The following is a 19,448-nucleotide window of genomic DNA, read 5'->3' on the forward strand; positions in this document are numbered from 1 at the left end:
ATAAGGAGCAGATGATGAAAATCGACTTTGCGGGGAAAGTGGCGCTGGTGACCGCCTCAACCGGCGGGATCGGATTCGCCATTGCCAGAGGTCTGGCAGAAAGCGGTGCGGAAGTGATCGTCAATGGCCGCAGCACGGAATCGGTGAATAAAGGCATTCAGCAGCTCCAGCAGGTGGTGCCGGGCGTACAGGTGCGCGCCGCGATTGCCGATCTCAGCACGGCGGAAGGGGTCGAGTCGCTTCTGAAGGTAGCGAATAACGTCGATATTCTGGTCAACAACGCCGGGATTTACGGTCCTCAGGATTTCTATGCCACCGACGATGAGACCTGGGAGCGTTACTGGCAGACCAACGTGATGTCCGGCGTGCGTCTGTCCCGCGCCCTGCTGCCGGGCATGGTGCAGAAAGGCTGGGGACGCGTGGTGTTTATCTCCTCCGAGTCGGCCTGCAATATTCCGGCGGATATGATCCACTACGGCGTGACCAAAACGGCGCAGCTCTCGCTGGCGCGCGGACTGGCGAAGTTTGTGGCGGGGAGCGGCGTTACGGTCAACAGCGTCCTGCCGGGCCCGACGATGTCTGACGGTTTTGCAGAGATGATGAAAGATGAAATCGAAAAAACCGGTAAATCGCTGGAGCAGCTGGCGAAAGAGTTTGTGATGGCCAACCGCCCCAGCTCGGTTATCCAGCGCGCGGCCACGGTTGAAGAGGTGGCCAATATGGTGATTTATGTCTGTTCGACCCAGGCCTCCGCCACCTCGGGCGCGGCGCTGCGCGTCGACGGTGGCGTCGTGGATGACATCATCTGACGCTGTCAGGCCGCGCTGCCTGCGATGCGACGGGCGGTAATGTAGTGTGCCTGCCAGTAATCATTCGTCAGGGTTGAAACCGTTACGCCCTGACTGGTTGAGGCATGAATAAACTGGTTTTCGCCAATATAAACGCCAACGTGCTTGCGGTTCGGGCCCGTCTGGAAGAAGACCAGATCGCCGGCTCTCAGGCGGTATTGCGCCACCTGCACGCCGCGATGGATCTGTTCACTCGTCGTGCGCGGCAAATTAAGATGCGCCGCATCGGTGAACAGGTGCTGCATGAGCGCGGAGCAATCCACCCCGCGATGCGTGGTTCCGCCCCACCGGTACTGGGTGCCTTTCCATTTCTGGTATTGATCGAGAATACGCGAGCGCAGCGGGCCTGTTTCCTGATGCACCAGCGCAGATTTCGCCGGTGATGCCGCCAGCTCGCTGTTCATCGATAACATCGACGCTGGAAGTTGAAAGCTGAACGCAGAAAACGAAGCAAAACTTAACGTGAGGATTGAAATAAGCGATCTAAGAGTCATATCAAGAAAGAAGTAGTGAGTGAGTTTTTCCTTACCTGTGGGGGCCAATGGTTCCCCTAAATATCTTGCGATGTGGCGATAATATAGACAGCTCGTTTTTTTCACCAATTGTTATCGAGGCCAAAAATGGACTCACTTTGAGATCGCAAGATCGAGAAAAAAAGAGTGGTGATATAAGGACTGTCCAGCTAAAGCAGGTAAACTGATCCGCAGAATGTGTATTTCAGCTAAGACGTATTTATGACCAATATGATTGCCGACGAGACGGTGGCTAAATCCAGCGTGCTCTCTGTCTTTGACTTTGACGGGACATTAACGCACCACGACAGCTTTATCCCTTTCCTGCGTTTTGCCTTCGGCAAACGTTACTTCGCGGGCCGTCTGGTGCGCATGGCGCTGCCCACGCTCCACTGCGTGCGTCGCAAGCTGACGCGCGATGAGCTGAAGGAAGTGCTGATTAAAACCTTCCTGACGGGCGTGGATGAACACTGGTTACGCCAGCAGGCGGAAGCCTTTTGCGAAAAATACTGGAACAAGCTGATGCGCCCCGAAGGGGTTCTGGCGGTGGCGGCTGAGGTGAATTCCGGTGCGGAAGTGACCATCTGTTCCGCGTCCCCGGCGCTGGTGCTCCAGCCGTGGGCTGACAAACTGGGCATTAAGCTGATTGGCACGCAGCTGGAAGTGAAAGACGGCAAGCTGACGGGGCGCATCACGGGCAATAACTGCCGCTGCGCCCAGAAGGTGGCAAGGCTGGAAAAAGTGTATGGCGATCTGAACGCCTATCACCTGCGCGCCTGGGGCGACACCCGCGGCGACCACGAGCTGCTGGCGGCGGCGCAGGATCCGCACTGGCGGCACTTCCACCACCCCCGCAAGCGTCGGAATTCACCGATTAAGGGTTAGGTGCGGTCCGGTGCCCTCACCCCGGCCCTCTCCCACAGGGAGAGGGAGAAAGGCGGTACATCAGGCCTCACGTTTCCCCGGGAACATCACGCTCGCAATAATCCCCAGCGCCAGCACGCCCAATACCACAAACAGGCTGGCCGTGGCGCCAATGCTGTAACCGTGATGCCAGAAGTGATCGGTGGCATTTAACCCCAGCTTGAACGCCACGAAGAACAGCAGCAGCACCACGGCTTTCTCGAGGTGCACCAGATACTGCTTCAGCGCTTCCAGCACGAAGTAAAGCGTACGCAGGCCGAGAATGGCGAACATCATGGCGCTGTAGATAATCAGCGGCTCGCGGCTCACGGCAATAATGGCCGGCACGGAGTCAAACGCGAACATGACGTCAGAGAGCTCGACGACGGCTACGCAAAGCAGCAGCGGCGTCGCATAGCGCTTCGCCTTCTTCACGCGTCCGACCATCACGTCCTGGTTTTCCGGCTTTTCAAGCTCAGCATCCACCTCTTTCTGGGTCAGAATAAAGGCGTTGCTGCTGATTTTCGGCCAGACCGGATAGAAGCGCTTCACCAGGCGATAGGCGAGATGACCCGAGTAATCTTCCACTTCGTCGCTCTCTTCATTGCGTCTGAGCATCATCACCGCCGTCCAGCCGACGACCAGCGCGAAGATCACCTCAACGTACGGCCCCAGGCTTAACAGGCTGGTGCCGATAGCCACAAAGATGCCGCGGAAGACTATCGCCCCCAGCACGCCCCAGTAGAGCACGCGGTGACGGTACTTATCCGGCACGCCGAACCAGGCGAAGATCGCCATCATCACGAACAGGTTATCGACGGAGAGCACCTCTTCCAGCGCATAGCCGGTGAGGAACAGGCTCGCCATCTCGGCGCCGTGGTGAACATACAGGAATCCGGCGAAGGCCATCGCCATCATGACCCAGAAAATGGACCACATCGCCGCGCTTTTCAGCGAGACGGGTTTATCGTGACGGTGCATAAAGAGGTCGATAAACATCGCCCCTACGGCCATCACCACAAAGACAACAACGGTTTCCGTCGGGAAACCGAGATGAGCAGCAGACATACAAAACCCTTTTGGCAGACAAAACACAACACCATGCAAACTGGCGTAAACCAGGAACAGAAAAGGGCGAGCCGTTAATCAGCCTCTTCGCCCTCAAAGTCGCGGCCTTCAGGCCGCGCAAGGAGGAGTACTTTACCTTACCAGGCGGGGATCGCGCATCTGCCGTTTAGGCGCTCATGCCGCGCAAACGCTGCAGCACCGCCACCAGAACCGCCACAGACCAGCCCACCATCAACGCGCCCACCAGCCCTTCCACCCCGCCGATGAGCCGCCAGTGCTGGGGTAACGTGACGTCGCCGTATCCCACGGTAGCGTAGCTGACCAGTGAAAAATAGAAGCTGGTGTTCCAGTCATTAAACGCGTCGATGACAAAATAAAACGCAGCAAACAGTCCGGCCTCAAGGAGGTGGGCGAAGATCATGGAGATCACGATACCGACATTGCGTAAAACGATGCGTACCGCCGAATCGACTTCTAATTTGATGAACTTTAAAACGCCAAACATCCACAGCGAATGGATCACCACGGTAAGGGTAAGCAAAATAATAATACTGAGTAGCTGCATGATGCGTGCTCGACCAAAAGGAATCTGGCCCCGCGAACGAGGCGGGGCACCTGGTCGAAGCTTAGTTGAATGACGAGGAAAAGTTGGTGCAATAATTGCGTTGCGTGATTATCTCCCTTGCAGCGTGCCCTCTTTGCGGCTGGTTCGACTGCTGTGAGCGATATATCTGCAGCGCACTATCTGTGAGTCACCTCTTATTTACATCATTTAAACCTTCCATTAACTGGATAAAAATAACGCGCCGTCGCTATAGTGGTTTTGTTTAATAAAACTGAGTTGTACCTAATAAAACAAAGAACAAACCCTGCGAGGACACAATGACAGAACATTTACGTAACGGCGCTACCGCCACCGAGGACATAGAAAGAGAGACGATGCGGAAGGTGATCTGGCGTATTCTCCCGTTTCTGATTGTCAGTTACCTGGTCTCCATTATCGATCGCGGGAATATCGGCATGGCTTCGCTGCAGATGAATGAGGACCTTGGCCTCAGCAAAGCCGCGTTTGGCTTCGCCAGCAGTCTTTACTTCGTGGCCTATTTTTTGTTTGAAGTACCCAGCAACCTGGCCATGCAGAAAGTCGGCGCCCGGCTGTGGATCCCGCGCATTATGATCAGCTGGGGCATCGTCTCCATGTGTATGGCCCTGGTGCAGAACACCACGTCGCTCTATATCGTCCGTTTTCTTCTCGGTGCTGCAGAGGCGGGCTTTTTCCCGGGCGTCGTGCTGTATCTGACCTGGTGGATCCCGTCCCGCTACCGCGCACGCATTATTGCGTCCTTTATGGTCGCCATCCCGCTCGCTAACTTCATCGGCTCCCCGCTTTCCGGGTTGATACTGTCACTGGATGGCTGGCTGGGCCTTCGCGGCTGGCATCTGCTGTTCATTATTGAAGGCTTGCCGGCGGTGCTGCTGGGTATTGCAGCCTGGTTTATTCTCCGGGATCGCCCTCATCAGGCGAGCTGGCTCAGCAGCGAACAGAAACAATGGCTGGAAACCACGCTGGAAACCGAGCGCAATCAGCAAAAGAGTATCGGACACCAGACGACGTGGCAGTTGCTGAAGCATCGCCAAATCTGGCTGATGGCGCTGATTTACGCGGGTGCATCTTCCGCGGGCACGACCATCAGCGTCTGGTCTCCTCAACTGCTGAAATCCTTCCATCTGGATAACCTTGAGACAGGTCTGTTTAACGCCATTCCTTACGGTCTGGCATCGGTTCTCATGATTGTATGGGGACGGAATTCCGATCGTACCAACGAACGCCGCTGGCATACCGCACTCACGCTGTTCATGATTGCCGCCGGCGTGTTCGCCGCCTTTGTAAGCGTCTCGCTGTCTGCCACGATCGTTATCCTCAGCATTATGCTGATAGGCGCTTATTCAATGAAAGGGCCTTTCTGGGCGCTGGCGTCCGGTTGGATGAGCAGTACCTCAGCGGCGGCGGGACTGGCCGCGATTGGCGCCATCGCAAACCTGATAGGTGGGGCGGTGATGGTAAACGCGTACGGCATTATCAATGAGCGGACAGGCAGCTACACGCTGGCAATGCTTCCGCTGGCCGCGCTGTGCGTGGCCGGGGGTATCGCGGTGCTCATTATGGGGCGGCAGGCCCGCCGCGCTCAGCTACACGAAAAACAGGTCACGCATTAACGATGACAGAAGCGGGACATTTGTCCCGCTTCTGCATTTAAAGATTTTCTTCCGCCGCGTCGCTCGTTTCACCAAAGAACTGCTGACAGAAGGGCTTGCTGGCGCCCATTTTCTGCGACAGACGGCTTGCAGCCGCCTTCATCAACTGCCCTATCTCCTTCTCACGACGATCTTCCGTCAGCCGCGAGATGGGGCCGGTCAGGGCTAACGCCGCAACCAGCTTGTCGTGAACGCCGAAGACAGGCATCGCAAACGCAGCGGTGTGGGGATCGCGCGCGCCTGACGTGTAGAATGGGAGTTCAGCGTCTTCCTCCGGCAGGCTTTCATTGAGCCCCCAATGACGCAATACCTTACTGATGGCCGAATTATCGAGCGGGAACTGGCTGCCGGGAAGATTGCTGTGTCGCAGGCCATGCGACGCTTCAGCGCGAAACAGGCAAAGCCGCTGCCCTCCCTCCAGCACATACCAGCTGGCACTCTCCTGAGACGCCAGGGATAAGGCCTGGAGCTCTGGCTGGACCACCCGGGAAAGGTGGAAAGATTGTTCATACAGCTTGCCGAGGTAAAGCAGACGTGGGCCCAGCGCATAATTGCCGTCTTCATGCCTGACGACGTAATTCATCCGTTCAAGAGAATTCATCAAGCGGTAAACCGTGGTTTTGTGATAACCCGACAGCTGTGCCAGCGCGGTCAGCGTCAGGCTCTCATCTCCAGGACGGAAGCAATCCAGTAAAGCCAGCGCTTTTTCAACCGCTACAACGCCTTCATTCCCCATCATTATCTCCTTGTTAGCCCGGCAGTGAGTGTACCTCAAATTTTGTGAGTCACTTCGTGTTTACATCACAAACGCCACCACGGGTCTGGCTAAAAGGAAATCAACACCGCTATAGTTGTTTTGTTCTGTACACCTGCATTGTACTTAGTAAAACAATATGGAGGCATTTATGTCCGTTAATGAAAAAAAACCGATTAATCGCCAGTTCGAGCGCGTTTCTGCCGAGGACGTTCGTCGGGCTGCCGAGTATCAGGCAGCTATTCTGGCCGACGTGGCCGGTCGCCGCGGTACGCTTCATGGCCGCATCAAACCGCTGGCCCCACACATGTCCGTTGCGGGTCCGGCCATCACCGTTGAAGTGCGTCCGGGGGATAATCTGGCGATTCATGCCGCGATGGCGGTGGCGCAGCCCGGCGATGTCCTGGTCGTCGATGGCAAAGGCGACCTGAGCTGCGCGCTGCTTGGGGAAATCATGGCCACTCAGGCTCAGGCGAGCGGCATTGCGGGCATTATTATTGATGGCGCTGTACGTGACGCCGACACCCTGAGCAAAGGTCACTACCCCGTCTTTTCTGCCGGTTTGAACCCCTGCGGCCCGACAAAGTTAATTTCTGGCCGGGTTAATCATCCCATTTCAGTCGCCGGGGCGACGGTTCAGGCCGGGGATCTTGTTGTCGCGGATATCGACGGCGTGGTCGTTATCCCGCGCGATGAGGTTCAGGAGGTTATCGCTCTGGCAAAAGAAAAGCTGGAGATGGAGACCCGGCGTCTTGCTGCCATCCGTGAAGGCGATTTACGTCCACACTGGCTTGATGACGCGCTTCGTAAGGCAGGTATGTTGAGCGACGAGGAGACGCTGTGATGGGGGGCAAAGACGTAGTGCTGGTTACCGGAAGCGACCTGGCGGAGCAGGCCATGGTGATGTTGCAGGGCTTTGAGGTAGTGTTTGCGGGCCGCCAGCCCACAGAAGATGACCTGATCGCGCTGTGTAAACGACACAATCCTGTGGCGATCCTGGTACGTTACGGCAGGATCACCGCGAAAGTTATGGATGCCGCCCCGGCTTTGCAGGTTATTTCCAAGCACGGAAGCGGGATCGATGTGATAGACCAGACGGCAGCGGCCGAGCGCAACATCGCCGTCCGGGCTGCGCCAGGTGCAAACGCGGCGGCAGTGGCTGAACATACCTGGGCGCTGATCCTCGCCTGCGCAAAGTCAGTGGTGCCTCTGGACAAGCGGCTGCGAGACGGGCACTGGGATAAGGCGACGCATAAATCCATTGAACTGGAGGGCTTAACGTTAGGGCTAATTGGGTTGGGTGCTATCGGCTCGCGCGTGGCGACTATTGGTCACGCTTTCGGCATGAAGGTGCTGGCTTACGATCCCTATGCTAAGACTATGCCTGCCCTGTGCGAACGCGCAGAAACGCTGAACGGACTTCTTTCCCGTTCCGATGTCATCTCTTTGCACTGTCCGCTGACCGATGAGAATCGGGGGATGATCAATAGCGAAACGCTCGCACACTGCAAGCGGAACGCAATTCTGGTCAATACGGCACGCGGTGGGCTGATCCACGATGAGTCGTTACTGGCGGCGCTCAGGGATGGCACGCTGCACAGCGCCGCGCTGGACAGCTTTACCCACGAGCCGCTGACCGCGCCGCACCTCTGGCAGTCCGTAGAAAACGTGGTTATTTCACCGCATATTGGCGGTGTTACCGCAGCGTCATATATCAGGATGGGGACCGTGGCCGCGAGCAATATTCTTGCTGTGACAGACGTCACCACCGTCAGCTCGTAAAGCCAACCGTGACGAGTGGCTGTGCTCTTATGTCACTTGTCTTCTGCCAGCGCCTGAGCGCACGCCCAGGCACTTGCCCATGCCCACTGGAAGTTGTACCCGCCGAGCCAGCCGGTCACATCCATCACTTCGCCAATAAAATAGAGCCCCGGCACGTTGCGCGCTTCCATGGTGCGGGACGAGAGCTCATTCGTATCGACGCCACCCAGCGTGACCTCTGCGGTGCGGTAGCCTTCGGTGCCGTTTGGCTGCACGCGCCAGTTTGTCAGGGTCTCGACCAGCGTTTCCTGCTCGCGGCTGTTAAGCTGCTTGAGCGACACGTCCGGGATCTGCCCCAGCGCCTGCAAACATTCCACCAGACGTTTTGGCAGCTGCATTGCCAGGGTGTTTTTCAGGCTTTGATTCGGGTGCGCGGTACGCTGCTCGTTAAGGAACGCGTCGAGATCGCAATCGGGAAGCAGGTTAACCGTGACAAACTCCCCCGGCTGCCAGTAGCTGGAGATTTGCAGTACCGCCGGGCCGGAGAGGCCGCGATGGGTAAAGAGCAGATTTTCGCGGAACACCGTCCCGTCTTCGGCGGTAATGACGGAGGGAACGGACACGCCGGACAGCGTCTGAAGCTGTTCCAGAAGCGGTTTATGCAGCGTAAATGGCACCAGCCCGGCGCGCGTAGGCAAGACTTTCAGGCCAAACTGTTCGGCAATCTTATAGCCGAACGGGGAGGCGCCCAGCCCCGGCATAGACAGGCCACCGCTGGCGATCACCAGGCTATCTGCATTGACGGTTTCACCGTTCAGCTGCAGCGTATAGCCCTGGTCGTCGCGCGCGACCTCCAGCACTTCCGTGCGCAGGCGCATGACGACGCCGCCCTTCTCGCACTCGGCCACCAGCATATCGACAATCTGCTGCGCGGAGTCGTCGCAGAACAGCTGCCCCAGCGTCTTTTCATGCCACGCGATACCGTGCTTACCCACAAGGTCGATAAAATCCCATTGGGTGTAGCGCGCCAGCGCAGATTTACAAAAATGACGGTTTTGGCTCAAATAGGCCGCGGGTTCAACATACAGATTAGTAAAGTTGCAGCGCCCGCCGCCGGACATCAGGATCTTACGGCCGGGCTTTTTACCGTTATCCAGCAGCAGCACGCGACGACCCGCCTGTCCGGCCATTGCCGCACAAAACATACCCGCCGCACCGGCGCCAATTACCACGGCATCAAACCTTTCCACGTCAAAACCCTCTTTGTTAACTGCCGCGGATTGTAAAGTTTCCTCTGTGGTCACACCAGCGTAAAAAGATATTACAAAGCCATTTCATTGAAATTTAAAGAATATCCTTTCTAGTGCTTTTCTCAAATCAGGTGGTATGTCAAAAAAAGTCTATATTTCACTTTGCCCGCCGCGCATTTGTCCTGGATAATGCGCCGCGTTCATGTCCTCAAAATGGCGTAACGTCCTATGCTACATTTGTTTGCCGGCCTGGATTTACATACCGGGCTTTTATTATTGCTTGCTCTGGTTTTTGTACTGTTTTACGAAGCGATCAACGGCTTCCACGACACTGCAAACGCAGTAGCGACGGTTATCTACACTCGCGCAATGCGATCGCAGCTTGCGGTTGTTATGGCGGCGGTATTTAACTTTTTTGGTGTTCTCCTGGGCGGGCTGAGCGTTGCGTATGCCATCGTGCATATGCTGCCAACGGATCTGCTGCTTAACGTTAGTTCTGGCCATGGCCTCGCTATGGTGTTCTCAATGCTGCTTGCTGCAATTATCTGGAACCTCGGTACCTGGTATTTTGGCCTGCCTGCATCCAGTTCTCACACCCTCATCGGCGCGATTATCGGTATCGGGTTAACCAACGCCCTGATGACCGGGACATCGGTTGTTGATGCGCTGAACCTGCCTAAAGTATTGGGCATTTTCGGCTCCCTGATCATCTCCCCTATCGTGGGTCTGGTAGTCGCGGGGGATTGATTTTCATCCTGCGTCGCTACTGGAGCAACACGAAAAAACGTGCGCGTATCCACCTGACGCCAGCAGAGCGTGAGAAGAAAGACGGCAAGAAAAAGCCGCCGTTCTGGACGCGTATCGCCCTGATCATTTCTGCTATCGGCGTGGCCTTCTCTCACGGCGCGAACGACGGGCAGAAAGGCATTGGTCTGGTGATGCTGGTTCTGATCGGCGTCGCACCGGCAGGCTTCGTGGTGAACATGAACGCCTCGGGTTACGAAATCACCCGTACCCGCGATGCGGTCAACAACGTTGAAACCTATTTCCAGCAGCATCCTGACCTGCTGAAAAAAGCGACCGGCGTTGATCAATTGATCCCTTCTCCTGAAGCCGGTGCAACCACCGCGCCTGGCGAGTTCCACTGCCATCCGGCAAACGCGATTAACGCGCTGGAACGTGCGAAAGGCATGCTGGGCGATATCGAAAGCTACGACAAACTGGCTGTAGAACAGCGTGGTCAGCTTCGTCGTATCATGCTCTGTATCTCTGATGTGACCGATAAAGTCGCGAAGCTGCCAGAGGTGAATGGTGACGACAAACGTCTGCTGAAGAAACTGAAAAGCGATATGCTCAACACCATCGAGTACGCGCCAATCTGGATCATCATGGCCGTCGCGCTGGCGCTCGGTATCGGTACGATGATTGGCTGGCGTCGTGTGGCGACCACCATCGGCGAGAAGATCGGTAAGAAAGGCATGACCTATGCGCAGGGTATGTCCGCGCAGATGACGGCGGCAGTGTCTATCGGTCTGGCGAGCTACACCGGTATGCCGGTATCCACCACCCACGTACTCTCTTCGTCCGTGGCAGGTACCATGATTGTTGACGGTGGCGGTCTGCAGCGCAAAACCGTGACCAACATTCTGATGGCCTGGGTGTTCACCCTTCCGGCGTCCATCCTGCTGTCTGGCGGTTTGTACTGGATTTCGCTGAAGCTGATTTAATCGGTTGAAGGCGACAAAAAAGCGGGTCAGGAAATTGACCCGCTTTTTTTATGCTCAGTGCCAAATCATCAATGCAATCATACTGACTACGACCAGCCCGCACAGGGCGCTGGTCAAAATGAACTGACGACGCAGGCGCTCGCAGCGACGAATAAACTCTTCATCGTGATGATCGCGGTAGCGCTGGTAGTAGATGTACCCCACCAGACGCATCTGCTTGCTGGGCTGTCCATGCGAGGTGAAGAACCCTCCACCGTCCACATACTGATAAAGCAACGGATCGCAACCACGAAGTACCACTAACAGCGCACGTAACGATGAGAAGTAGCGCGCCATATTCACTATGCAAACCACGCATAACGCCCAAAACAATGCGACGGTGCTAATCATACATCCTCCCCGGCGTCCGCCCACGAAGCAAGGCTCCTGAGCTACCGCACCCCAATGCCCTGACAGACAGTTCAGTGAAAGAATGACCAAAATCGATCCGGTTCGCGTTTTAATATCCGAACGGCTCATTTAACAGTGTAGGAGATCCGTTAATTTTTTTGCCACAAGGTTAATCGTTATCAACACCAAAGCTTGAAAAATATGTTTAACTGGGCCGTAATGAAAGTATCAGACGACGGCATTCTCACTTAGTCATCGATAACTTAAGGAAGGAGTAACACTATGGCTTACAAACACATTCTCATCGCGGTTGACCTCTCTCCGGAGAGCAAAGTGCTGGTTGATAAAGCGGTATCCATGGCACGTCCCTACAACGCGAAAGTTTCGCTGATTCACGTTGACGTGAATTACTCCGACCTCTACACCGGTCTGATCGACGTGAATCTTGGCGATATGCAGAAACGCATTTCCGAAGAGACTCACCATGCCCTGAGCGAACTCTCCACCAACGCGGGCTATCCGATTACCGAAACCCTGAGCGGCAGCGGCGACCTGGGCCAGGTGCTGGTTGATGCGATTAAGAAATACGATATGGACCTGGTGGTTTGCGGTCACCATCAGGACTTCTGGAGCAAGCTGATGTCTTCAGCGCGCCAGCTGATTAACACCGTTCACGTGGATATGCTGATTGTTCCACTGCGTGACGAAGAAGACGAGTAAGTGCGTTAAACTCCCCTAACCCTCTCCCAAAGGGAGAGGGGATAGATCGAGGACACAGGCCGGGTAAGGCGAAGCCGCCACCCGGCTTTTTTATTCCGGCGTACCCGGATAAATATCAAACCGGTGCCCTTTGGTGGTCACCGCGTTAGTGGTCGCAACGTCCGCCAGCGGCGGCGCATAGTCCGGGCGCTTTACCACCACCCGCTTCGTGGCAAGCTGACGAGCCGGCTCCAGCAGGCCATCGGCATCCAAATCAGGCCCCACCAGCGACTGAAACACCCGCATCTCTTTCTTCACCAGCGCGCTTTTCTGCTTATGCGGGAACATAGGGTCGAGATAGACCACCTGCGGGCGCGGGGTGATATCCGTCAATGCCGTCAGGCTGGAGGCGTGGATCAGCTGTAGTCGTTCCTGCAGCCACGGGCCGACTTCCGGGTCCGCATAGCCCCGCGCCAGCCCGTCGTCGAGCAGCGCAGCGACCACCGGGTTACGCTCCAGCATCCGCACGCGACAGCCGACGGACGCCAGCACAAACGCATCGCGCCCCAGCCCCGCCGTGGCATCGACCACGTCCGGAAGGTAGCTCCCTTTAATGCCGACCGCTTTGGCCACCGCTTCGCCGCGACCGCCGCCAAACTTGCGCCGGTGCGCCATCGCGCCGCCGACAAAATCGACGAAAATCCCGCCGAGCTTCGGTTCGTCGCGCTTGCGTAATTCGAGATGTTCCGGCGTCATCACCAGCGCCATCAGGTTTTCTTCATCGTGCTCCAGCCCCCAGCGGGCCGCCAGAACAGATAAGGCGCCGTCTCCGGCGCCTGTTTCATCTACTAAGCAGATCTTCACGTAACAATCAGCCTTTGATCCCGTAATGCTCAAGCATCGCGTCCAGCTGCGGCTCGCGGCCGCGGAAGCGTTTGAACAGCACCATTGGCTCTTCAGACCCGCCGCGGGTCAGGATGTTATCGAGGAACGACTGGCCGGTTTCGCGGTTGAAGATCCCCTCTTCTTCGAAGCGGGAGAAGGCATCTGCCGCCAGCACGTCGGCCCACAGGTAGCTGTAGTAGCCCGCCGCGTAGCCGCCGGCGAAGATGTGGCTGAAGGCATGCGGGAAGCGGCCCCAGGTTGGCCCTGGAATAACGGCAACCTGCTTTTTAATCTCGGCCAGGGTCTCAAGGATTTTCGCACCCTGCTCCGGGCTAAACTCGGCGTGCAGGCGGAAATCGAACAGGCCGAACTCCAGCTGGCGCAGAATGAACATCGCCGCCTGGTAGTTTTTCGCCGCCAGCATTTTATCCAGCAGCTCTTTCGGCAGCGGTTCGCCGGTCTCGTAGTGGCCGGAGATAAACGCCAGCGCGTCCGGCTCCCAGCACCAGTTTTCCATAAACTGGCTTGGCAGCTCGACCGCATCCCACGGCACGCCGCTGATACCGGCTACGCCTGCGGTTTCGATACGGGTCAGCATGTGGTGCAGACCATGACCGAACTCGTGGAAAAGGGTGATCACTTCGTCGTGGGTGAACAGCGCCGGTTTGCCGCTTACCGGACGGTTGAAGTTACAGGTCAGGTAGGCGACCGGTTTTTGCAGGGAACCGTCGGCTTTACGCATCTGGCCTACGCAGTCGTCCATCCACGCCCCGCCGCGCTTGTTCTCACGCGCGTAGAGATCGAGGTAGAAGCTGCCGCGCAGCTCGTTTTTCTCGTCATACAGCTCGAAGAAGCGCACGTCCGGGTGCCAGACGTCAATATCGGTACGCTCTTTGGCGGTGATGCCATAGATGCGCTTTACCACTTCGAACAGGCCGTTAACGGCTTTGTTTTCCGGGAAGTACGGGCGCAGCTGCTCGTCGCTGATGCTGTAGAGGTGCTGCTTCTGTTTTTCGCTGTAGTACGCGATATCCCACGGCTGCAGCTCGTCCACGCCGAACTCGGCTTTCGCGAAGGCGCGCAGCTGGGCCAGCTCTTTCTCACCCTGCGGACGGGCGCGTTTCGCCAGATCGGTCAGGAAGTCGAGCACCTGCTGCGGGTTCTCCGCCATTTTGGTGGCGAGGGATTTATCGGCGTAGTTTTCGAAGCCCAGCAGCTGCGCCAGCTCGTGACGCAGGGCGAGGATTTCCGCCATTACCGGGCTGTTGTCCCACTTACCGGCATTCGGCCCCTGATCGGAGGCGCGGGTGCTGTACGCGCGGTACATCTCTTCGCGCAGGGCCTGGTTGTCGCAGTAGGTCATCACCGGCAGATAGCTCGGGATATCCAGCGTCAACAGGAAGCCTTCCTGCTCTTTCGCTTCAGCCTGGGCTTTTGCCGCCGCCAGCGCGCTTTCCGGCATACCGGCCAGTTCCGCTTCGTCGGTAATCAGCTTCGTCCAACCCATGGTGGCGTCGAGCACGTTGTTGCTGTACTGGTTACCCAGCTCGGACAGGCGCGCGGCAATTTCGCCGTAGCGGGTCTGCTTCTCTTTTGGCAGGCCAATCCCGGACAGCTCAAAATCACGCAGGGCGTTATCGACCGATTTTTTCTGCGCCGTGTTCAGTTCGGCATAGTGGTCGCCGTCGCGCAGGTCGCGGTAGGCTTTGTACAGCCCTTCGTGCTGCCCGACCCAGGTGCTGTACTCAGAGAGCAGCGGCAGGGTCTGTTCGTAGGCTTCGCGCAGTTCCGGGCTGTTTTTTACCGAGTTCAGGTGGCTCACCGGGGAGAAGATACGCCCCAGCACGTCGTCCACTTCGGCCAGCGGCTGACACAGATTTTCCCAGGTGTACGGCGCGCCCTGCGCTACCACGCTTTCTACCGCCGCGCGGCAGTTGTCCAGCGATTGCGTAACGGCTGGAACCACATGCTCAGGGAGGATTTTAGAAAACGGCGGCAACGAAAAAGGCGTCAGTAATGGATTGGTCATAAACGCTGTCCTGTTGAAATAGGTGAATGAAGCGCGCATCCGGCGCTGTGCATATGAGATCTAGAATGGGGTTAAGTGTAGAGGATTTCAATGCCGGACGTTGCGGAAAAGAGCCCGTGGCGCTGCGCTTACCGGGCCTACGGGTAATCTGCGCCGTTCTGCTGTAAACTGTGGCAAATCGTCAATTCAGCGGAATATCATTACCCATGCTCAGTTATCGCCATAGCTTCCACGCAGGCAACCACGCCGACGTCCTTAAACACACCGTTCAGAGCCTGATCATCGAATCGCTCAAAGAGAAAGAGAAGCCGTTTCTCTATCTGGACACGCACGCGGGCGCGGGCCGTTATCAGCTGAGCGGCGAGCATGCCGAGCGTACCGGTGAATATCTGGAAGGGATTGCCCGCATCTGGCAGCAGGACGACCTGCCTGCCGAGCTGGAGCCTTACATCGGCGTGGTGAATCACTTCAACCGCAACGGCCAGCTGCGCTACTACCCTGGCTCACCGCTGATTGCACGCCAGCTGCTGCGCGAGCAGGACAGCCTCCAGTTGACCGAACTGCATCCGAGCGACTTCCCGCTGCTGCGTTCCGAATTCCAGAAAGACAGCCGCGCCCGCGTGGAAAAAGCCGACGGTTACCAGCAGCTGAAGGCCAAACTGCCGCCGGTTTCCCGTCGTGGCCTGGTGCTGATCGACCCGCCGTACGAAATCAAAACCGACTATCAGGCAGTGGTAACCGGCATCCACGAAGGCTACAAACGCTTTGCTACCGGCACCTATGCCCTGTGGTACCCGGTGGTGCTGCGCGCGCAGATCAAACGCATGATCAAAGACCTGGAAGCGACCGGCATCCGCAAGATCCTGCAGATCGAGCTGGCGGTACGCCCTGACAGCGATCAGCGCGGCATGACCGCCTCCGGCATGATTGTGATCAACCCGCCGTGGAAGCTCGAAGCGCAGATGAACAACGTGCTGCCGTGGCTGCATAAAACGCTGGTCCCCGCCGGTACAGGCCACGCCACCGTCAGTTGGATCGTGCCGGAGTAATCGCAGTCATCGGTGGAAACTATTGATTTCAGGTATACAATCGCGGCAATTCACGATTAAGGACAAAAGCAATGACTAAGCATTATGACTACATCGCAATCGGCGGCGGCAGCGGCGGCATCGCCTCCATCAACCGTGCGGCCATGTACGGCCAGAAGTGCGCGCTGATTGAAGCCAAAGCGCTGGGCGGCACCTGCGTGAACGTGGGTTGTGTACCGAAGAAAGTGATGTGGCATGCGGCGCAGATCCGTGAAGCTATCCATATGTATGGCCCGGACTACGGCTTTGACACCACCATCAACCGCTTCGACTGGGACAAACTGATCGCCAGCCGTACCGCCTACATCGACCGCATTCACACCTCGTACGACAACGTGCTGGGTAAAAATAACGTCGATGTTATCCACGGTTTCGCCCGCTTTGTGGACGCGAAAACGATCGAAGTGAACGGCGAGACGATCACCGCCGATCACATCCTGATCGCCACCGGCGGTCGTCCGAGCCACCCGAACATCCCGGGCGTGGAATACGGCATCGACTCCGACGGTTTCTTCGAGCTGCCTGCCCTGCCAAAACGCGTTGCCGTTGTTGGCGCGGGCTATATCGCGGTGGAACTGGCTGGCGTGATTAACGGCCTGGGCGCGGAAGCGCACCTGTTCGTACGTAAACACGCGCCGCTGCGCAGCTTTGACCCGCTGATTGTCGATACGCTGGTTGAAGTGATGAACACGGAAGGCCCGACCCTGCACACCAACGCCGTGCCAAAAGCGGTGGTGAAAAACGCGGATGGTAGCCTGACGCTTGAGCTGGAAGATGGCCGCAGCCAGACCGTCGATTGCCTGATCTGGGCGATTGGCCGTGAACCTGCGAACGATAACTTCAACCTAGGCGTGACGGGCGTGAAAACCGACGAAAAAGGCTATATCGTCGTCGATAAATTCCAGAACACCAGCGTACCGGGCATTTATGCGGTCGGCGACAACACCGGCGCGGTTGAGCTGACGCCGGTCGCCGTTGCGGCGGGTCGTCGTCTCTCCGAGCGCCTGTTCAACAACAAGCCGGACGAGCATCTTGACTACAGCAACATCCCGACCGTGGTCTTCAGCCATCCGCCAATCGGCACCGTCGGCTTAACCGAGCCGCAGGCGCGCGAACAGTACGGCGACGACCAGGTGAAAGTGTATAAATCGGCGTTTACCGCGATGTACACCGCCGTCACCTCTCACCGTCAGCCGTGCCGCATGAAGCTGGTCTGCGTGGGCCCGGAAGAGAAGATTGTCGGCATCCACGGCATCGGCTTCGGCATGGACGAGATCCTGCAGGGCTTCGCCGTGGCGCTGAAGATGGGCGCAACCAAGAAAGACTTCGACAACACCGTGGCCATCCACCCGACGGCCGCGGAAGAGTTTGTGACCATGCGTTAATCCTGATGCCCCTCTCCGGAGGGGCATTTTTTTAACATTCATAAATCGTTGCAAAACGAATGCTCCGAAAATAGTGATCTACCGCACATATCCCTCCCCATCTACCGAAGCGAATGTCTACGCTTATAAGACGCCCGGATAAACCTGTCTTTTGAACACACAACCGGAGGTCCCTATCACCATGTTCAACCAGAAACTACAGGCTACCGAGAACATCGAGTTCGAGATTGCAGAAGAGCTGCGCTACGAGACCGATCCCTGCGAGTTGAAACTGGATGAAATGATTGAGGCGGAACCGGAACCCGAAATGATCGAGGGGCTACCCGCCTCCGATGCGTTGACGCCCGCAGACCGCTATCTTGAACTGTTCGAGCATGTGCAGTCGACGCGGCTGTTTGCGGACAGTAAAACCTTTCCCGACTGCGCGCCGAAGATGGATCCGCTGGATATCCTGATCCGCTACCGCAAGGTCAGACGCCACCGGGATTTCGACCTGCGCCAGTTTGTGGAGAACCACTTCTGGATGCCGGAAACGTACGGCACAGAATATGTCTCCGACCCGGGACTCTCCCTGAAAGAGCATATTGATAACCTGTGGCCGGTGCTGACGCGCGAGCCGCAGGATCATATTCCCTGGTCTTCCCTGCTGGCCCTGCCGCAGGCCTATATCGTCCCCGGCGGGCGATTCAGCGAGACCTACTACTGGGATTCCTATTTCTCCATGCTGGGGCTGGCGGAGAGCGGCCGTAACGATCTGCTCAAATGTATGGCGGACAACTTCGCCTGGCTGATTGAACGCTACGGGCATATCCCCAACGGCAACCGCACCTATTACCTCAGCCGCTCGCAGCCGCCGGTCTTTGCCCTGATGGTGGAGCTGTTCGAGGAGGACGGCGTGCGCGGTGCGAAACGCTATCTGGATCACCTCAAAATGGAATACGCCTTCTGGATGGACGGCGCGGAGTCGCTGCTGCTTAACCAGGCTTACCGCAGCGCCGTGCGTATGCCGGACGGTTCACTGCTCAACCGCTACTGGGACGACCGTGATACCCCGCGCGACGAATCGTGGATTGAGGACGTGGAAACCGCGCGCCACTCGGGTCGTCCGCCCAATGAGGTATATCGCGACCTGCGCGCGGGTGCGGCGTCCGGCTGGGATTATTCGTCCCGCTGGCTGCGCGATCCGTCGCGGCTCGCCAGCATCCGCACGACGCAGTTTATTCCCATCGATCTGAACGCCTTCCTGTTCAAGCTGGAAAGCGCTATCGCCAACATCTCCGCGTCGAAAGGGGATAAAGAGACGGCAGAGGCGTTCCGCCAGAAAGCCAACGATCGCCGCGCGGCGGTAAACCGCTATCTGTGGGATGAGGAGAGCGGCTGCTACCGCGATTACGACTGGCGACGCGAAGAGCTGGCGCTGTTTTCTGCCGCCAGCATTGTGCCGCTATATGTTGGAATGGCGACGCACGAGCAGGCAGAACGTTTGTCGGATGCGGTCAAGGCGCGTCTGCTGACGCCGGGCGGAATTCTGGCGACCGAGTACGAAACCGGCGAGCAGTGGGATAAACCCAACGGTTGGGCGCCGCTGCAGTGGATGGCGATTCAGGGGTTCAAGCAGTACGGCAACGACTCGCTGGGCGATGAGATCGCCTGGAGCTGGCTGCATACGGTGAACCATTTTTATAAGACGCATCACAAGCTGATTGAGAAGTACCACATCGCCAGCAGCACGCCGCGCGAAGGCGGCGGGGGTGAGTATCCGCTGCAGGACGGTTTTGGCTGGACGAACGGCGTGGTGCGGCGGCTGATTGGGTTGTATGGGGAGCCTTAAGCGGGGTGCGGTCTGGTGCCCTCACCCCTCACCCTAACCCTCTCCCCAGAGGGGAGAGTGGA

At 57.3% G+C, this 19,448-nt stretch carries 17 protein-coding genes and 1 pseudogene; 10 read left to right on the forward strand and 8 right to left on the reverse strand.

Annotated features, from left to right (window positions below; all coding sequences use genetic code 11):
• Positions 1-14 precede the first annotated feature (14 nt).
• On the forward strand, positions 15-809 hold the full coding sequence (locus tag EnteroDNA1_RS12645; protein ID WP_045403298.1) for an SDR family NAD(P)-dependent oxidoreductase: 795 nt from the start codon (positions 15-17) through the stop codon (positions 807-809).
• Between the two features lie 5 nt (positions 810-814).
• On the opposite strand, the gene EnteroDNA1_RS12650 is transcribed toward EnteroDNA1_RS12645, so the two are convergent.
• A complete protein-coding gene (locus EnteroDNA1_RS12650; protein ID WP_069303396.1) occupies positions 815-1,342 on the reverse strand; it encodes an NlpC/P60 family protein in 528 nt (175 codons plus the stop codon).
• 240 nt (positions 1,343-1,582) lie between these two features.
• On the opposite strand from EnteroDNA1_RS12650, the gene EnteroDNA1_RS12655 reads away from it, so the two are divergent.
• Complete coding sequence (locus EnteroDNA1_RS12655; RefSeq protein WP_014885577.1) at positions 1,583-2,245, forward strand: HAD family hydrolase; 663 nt, start codon at positions 1,583-1,585, stop codon at positions 2,243-2,245.
• Between the two features lie 60 nt (positions 2,246-2,305).
• Here the strand turns inward: EnteroDNA1_RS12655 and EnteroDNA1_RS12660 are convergent, their stop codons facing one another.
• On the reverse strand, positions 2,306-3,331 hold the full coding sequence (locus EnteroDNA1_RS12660) for a TerC/Alx family metal homeostasis membrane protein (RefSeq protein ID WP_024908851.1): 1,026 nt from the start codon (positions 3,329-3,331) through the stop codon (positions 2,306-2,308).
• A 166-nt stretch (positions 3,332-3,497) separates the two neighbouring features.
• The gene (locus tag EnteroDNA1_RS12665) at positions 3,498-3,896 is read right to left on the reverse strand and encodes a potassium channel family protein (RefSeq protein ID WP_023309546.1); all 399 of its coding nucleotides are present in this window, start codon (positions 3,894-3,896) and stop codon (positions 3,498-3,500) included.
• A gap of 317 nt (positions 3,897-4,213) precedes the next feature.
• On the opposite strand from EnteroDNA1_RS12665, the gene EnteroDNA1_RS12670 reads away from it, so the two are divergent.
• Positions 4,214-5,548 (forward strand): MFS transporter, encoded by a 1,335-nt coding sequence (locus tag EnteroDNA1_RS12670; protein ID WP_048981458.1) that lies wholly within the window; start codon positions 4,214-4,216, stop codon positions 5,546-5,548.
• 37 nt (positions 5,549-5,585) lie between these two features.
• Here EnteroDNA1_RS12670 and EnteroDNA1_RS12675 read toward each other — a convergent pair whose 3' ends face one another.
• The gene (locus EnteroDNA1_RS12675) at positions 5,586-6,323 is read right to left on the reverse strand and encodes an IclR family transcriptional regulator (RefSeq protein WP_023309548.1); all 738 of its coding nucleotides are present in this window, start codon (positions 6,321-6,323) and stop codon (positions 5,586-5,588) included.
• A 169-nt stretch (positions 6,324-6,492) separates the two neighbouring features.
• On the opposite strand from EnteroDNA1_RS12675, the gene EnteroDNA1_RS12680 reads away from it, so the two are divergent.
• Both EnteroDNA1_RS12680 and EnteroDNA1_RS12685 read left to right on the forward strand, forming a co-directional pair.
• Complete coding sequence (locus EnteroDNA1_RS12680; protein ID WP_064673680.1) at positions 6,493-7,185, forward strand: RraA family protein; 693 nt, start codon at positions 6,493-6,495, stop codon at positions 7,183-7,185.
• Positions 7,185-8,123 (forward strand): NAD(P)-dependent oxidoreductase, encoded by a 939-nt coding sequence (locus EnteroDNA1_RS12685; protein WP_064673679.1) that lies wholly within the window; start codon positions 7,185-7,187, stop codon positions 8,121-8,123. Before EnteroDNA1_RS12680 ends, EnteroDNA1_RS12685 begins: the two co-directional genes overlap by 1 nt.
• A gap of 32 nt (positions 8,124-8,155) precedes the next feature.
• Here EnteroDNA1_RS12685 and EnteroDNA1_RS12690 read toward each other — a convergent pair whose 3' ends face one another.
• Entirely contained in the window at positions 8,156-9,352 is a 1,197-nt protein-coding gene (locus EnteroDNA1_RS12690) for an NAD(P)/FAD-dependent oxidoreductase (protein ID WP_069303397.1), read from the reverse strand.
• 228 nt (positions 9,353-9,580) lie between these two features.
• Between EnteroDNA1_RS12690 and pitA the strand changes: the two are divergent.
• Positions 9,581-11,079, forward strand: a pseudogene (pitA, locus tag EnteroDNA1_RS12695) (inorganic phosphate transporter PitA).
• Between the two features lie 54 nt (positions 11,080-11,133).
• Here the strand turns inward: pitA and uspB are convergent.
• Positions 11,134-11,469 carry a universal stress protein UspB gene (gene uspB, locus EnteroDNA1_RS12700; protein ID WP_003861224.1) on the reverse strand — a complete coding sequence of 112 codons (336 nt, stop codon included), beginning with the start codon at positions 11,467-11,469 and terminating at the stop codon, positions 11,134-11,136.
• A 282-nt stretch (positions 11,470-11,751) separates the two neighbouring features.
• On the opposite strand from uspB, the gene uspA reads away from it, so the two are divergent.
• A complete protein-coding gene (uspA, locus tag EnteroDNA1_RS12705) occupies positions 11,752-12,189 on the forward strand; it encodes a universal stress protein UspA (protein ID WP_003861223.1) in 438 nt (145 codons plus the stop codon).
• Positions 12,190-12,279: 90 nt separating this feature from the next.
• On the opposite strand, the gene rsmJ is transcribed toward uspA, so the two are convergent.
• Both rsmJ and prlC read right to left on the reverse strand, forming a co-directional pair.
• On the reverse strand, positions 12,280-13,032 hold the full coding sequence (gene rsmJ, locus EnteroDNA1_RS12710) for a 16S rRNA (guanine(1516)-N(2))-methyltransferase RsmJ (protein WP_029740252.1): 753 nt from the start codon (positions 13,030-13,032) through the stop codon (positions 12,280-12,282).
• A gap of 7 nt (positions 13,033-13,039) precedes the next feature.
• Positions 13,040-15,082 (reverse strand): oligopeptidase A, encoded by a 2,043-nt coding sequence (prlC, locus tag EnteroDNA1_RS12715; protein ID WP_064673676.1) that lies wholly within the window; start codon positions 15,080-15,082, stop codon positions 13,040-13,042.
• Between the two features lie 206 nt (positions 15,083-15,288).
• On the opposite strand from prlC, the gene EnteroDNA1_RS12720 reads away from it, so the two are divergent.
• From EnteroDNA1_RS12720 to EnteroDNA1_RS12730, 3 genes are all read left to right on the forward strand, one after another.
• On the forward strand, positions 15,289-16,131 hold the full coding sequence (locus EnteroDNA1_RS12720) for a 23S rRNA (adenine(2030)-N(6))-methyltransferase RlmJ (protein ID WP_032640380.1): 843 nt from the start codon (positions 15,289-15,291) through the stop codon (positions 16,129-16,131).
• Between the two features lie 71 nt (positions 16,132-16,202).
• Positions 16,203-17,555 carry a glutathione-disulfide reductase gene (gene gorA, locus EnteroDNA1_RS12725; RefSeq protein ID WP_033146863.1) on the forward strand — a complete coding sequence of 451 codons (1,353 nt, stop codon included), beginning with the start codon at positions 16,203-16,205 and terminating at the stop codon, positions 17,553-17,555.
• A gap of 181 nt (positions 17,556-17,736) precedes the next feature.
• Positions 17,737-19,386, forward strand: coding sequence for an alpha,alpha-trehalase (locus EnteroDNA1_RS12730; protein ID WP_033146864.1), 1,650 nt, complete (start codon positions 17,737-17,739; stop codon positions 19,384-19,386).
• Positions 19,387-19,448 lie beyond the last annotated feature (62 nt).

Source organism: Enterobacter sp. HK169 (genome assembly GCF_001719105.1).
Taxonomy (GTDB): domain Bacteria; phylum Pseudomonadota; class Gammaproteobacteria; order Enterobacterales; family Enterobacteriaceae; genus Enterobacter; species Enterobacter asburiae_B.

Coding starts and splice junctions, on each gene's coding strand:
- EnteroDNA1_RS12645 (WP_045403298.1), top strand. CDS start 15: ATGAAAATCGACTTTGCGGGGAAAGTGGCGCTGGTGACCGCCTCAACC.
- EnteroDNA1_RS12650 (WP_069303396.1), bottom strand. CDS start 1,342: ATGACTCTTAGATCGCTTATTTCAATCCTCACGTTAAGTTTTGCTTCG.
- EnteroDNA1_RS12655 (WP_014885577.1), top strand. CDS start 1,583: ATGACCAATATGATTGCCGACGAGACGGTGGCTAAATCCAGCGTGCTC.
- EnteroDNA1_RS12660 (WP_024908851.1), bottom strand. CDS start 3,331: ATGTCTGCTGCTCATCTCGGTTTCCCGACGGAAACCGTTGTTGTCTTT.
- EnteroDNA1_RS12665 (WP_023309546.1), bottom strand. CDS start 3,896: ATGCAGCTACTCAGTATTATTATTTTGCTTACCCTTACCGTGGTGATC.
- EnteroDNA1_RS12670 (WP_048981458.1), top strand. CDS start 4,214: ATGACAGAACATTTACGTAACGGCGCTACCGCCACCGAGGACATAGAA.
- EnteroDNA1_RS12675 (WP_023309548.1), bottom strand. CDS start 6,323: ATGGGGAATGAAGGCGTTGTAGCGGTTGAAAAAGCGCTGGCTTTACTG.
- EnteroDNA1_RS12680 (WP_064673680.1), top strand. CDS start 6,493: ATGTCCGTTAATGAAAAAAAACCGATTAATCGCCAGTTCGAGCGCGTT.
- EnteroDNA1_RS12685 (WP_064673679.1), top strand. CDS start 7,185: ATGGGGGGCAAAGACGTAGTGCTGGTTACCGGAAGCGACCTGGCGGAG.
- uspB (WP_003861224.1), bottom strand. CDS start 11,469: ATGATTAGCACCGTCGCATTGTTTTGGGCGTTATGCGTGGTTTGCATA.
- uspA (WP_003861223.1), top strand. CDS start 11,752: ATGGCTTACAAACACATTCTCATCGCGGTTGACCTCTCTCCGGAGAGC.
- prlC (WP_064673676.1), bottom strand. CDS start 15,082: ATGACCAATCCATTACTGACGCCTTTTTCGTTGCCGCCGTTTTCTAAA.
- EnteroDNA1_RS12720 (WP_032640380.1), top strand. CDS start 15,289: ATGCTCAGTTATCGCCATAGCTTCCACGCAGGCAACCACGCCGACGTC.
- gorA (WP_033146863.1), top strand. CDS start 16,203: ATGACTAAGCATTATGACTACATCGCAATCGGCGGCGGCAGCGGCGGC.
- EnteroDNA1_RS12730 (WP_033146864.1), top strand. CDS start 17,737: ATGTTCAACCAGAAACTACAGGCTACCGAGAACATCGAGTTCGAGATT.